A 966-nucleotide genomic window follows, 5' to 3' on the forward strand; every position below is an offset into this window, starting at 1 on the left:
ACTCCGAAGACTCCCCGGCCGCCATGCCAGCCTGCTCCCGCGCCGTCCGGTGGCCGGGCGGCGCCGGCCGTTTTTTTTACCGGTCAGCCGGCCCCGGGCCCGGCGGCGGGATCAATCCTTCCTTCGCCATTCGACCGAGCAGGTCGCGGGCCTTTTCATGCCCCTTGTCGGCGGCCTTGCGAAGCCATGCGGCCGCCTCCTTGTCATCCCGGGCCACGCCGATGCCGTCGAGCAGGCACAGCCCGAAATCGTGCATCGACGAAACGTCCCCGAGTTCGGCGCCCCGGCGATACCAGCCCGCCGCCTCTTTCTCGTCCTTTTCCACGCCCAAATCCCGGAGGTGGCAGAATCCGAGGTTGCCCGCCGCCTCCGGCACGCCCCGGCTAACGGCCTGGCGAAACCAGCCGGCCGCCTCCTTCTCGTCCTTGGCCACGCCGTGGCCGTGGAGAAGGCAGGCTCCGAGATTGTGCATCGCCGGCCCGTTTCCGAGGCCGGCGGCCTTCCGGTACCAGGCGACCGCCTCTTTCTCGTCCCTCACGACACCAATCCCGCTGGCATGGCAGAAACCGAGATTATTCATCGCCAGCGGCACACCCCGGTCGGCGGCCCGGCGAAAACAGCCGGCCGCCGCCCGCACGTCCTTGTCCACGCCCGTCCCCAGTTGCAGACAGACGCCGAGGTCATTCAGGGCCATCACCTCCCCGAGGGCCGCCGACCGGCGATACCAGTCCGTCGCCTTCCGCTCGTCGGCCGCCATCCCGAGTCCGTTGAGATGACAAACGCCGAGGTTGTACATGGCCCGGGCATGCCCGGCCGCCGCCGCCTTGCGAAACCACTCCGCCGCCTCTATGTCATCCGCCGTCACCCCCCGGCCCTGGGAGAGGCATTCCCCGAGACAGTTCATCGCCCCCGCATGGCCGAGTCCGGCGGCCTGGCGCTGGCAGGCGACGGCCGCCGCCTCGTCCT

Annotated in this window: 1 protein-coding gene; it reads right to left on the reverse strand. The window is 70.0% G+C overall.

What is annotated here, in order from left to right:
• Positions 1-76 precede the first annotated feature (76 nt).
• Positions 77-966: tetratricopeptide repeat protein (locus tag BGIM_RS65075; protein WP_020473699.1), on the reverse strand; the 890-nt coding region annotated here is incomplete at its 5' end.

Source organism: Zavarzinella formosa DSM 19928 (assembly GCF_000255705.1).
Taxonomy (GTDB): domain Bacteria; phylum Planctomycetota; class Planctomycetia; order Gemmatales; family Gemmataceae; genus Zavarzinella; species Zavarzinella formosa.